We start from the raw sequence: 281 nt of genomic DNA on the forward strand, positions 1-281 counted from the left end.
CATCGGTGGCGCGTTTATCGCCCAGTTGTCCCATTAGTACGGTCGTTTGGGTGCTGGGAAAAGGAATGTGAATATGCTGCGCTTTTGTCAGTTGTTTTGGCTCAGGTAGCGTTGTCGCGGCTTGACCGACCGGCAAGTCAGCAGTGATATTGTCAGCAAGTTTTTTGGCTTGGCTTAAAGTCAGATTGCCTGTCATCGCGATAGAAGCATTTGCCGCAACCAAATAGCGATTTTTGAAGTCGATTAATTCTTTTCTTTCAATAGTCGGTACACTGTCGAGT

1 protein-coding gene is annotated in these 281 nt (G+C 47.0%); it reads right to left on the reverse strand.

The annotated features are described in order from the left end of the window. On the reverse strand, positions 1–281 hold a 281-nt coding region (locus AAEY78_RS12715; protein WP_352339689.1), incomplete at both ends, for an insulinase family protein.

The organism is Psychrobacter sp. 16-MNA-CIBAN-0192 (assembly GCF_040309565.1).
Lineage (GTDB): Bacteria > Pseudomonadota > Gammaproteobacteria > Pseudomonadales > Moraxellaceae > Psychrobacter.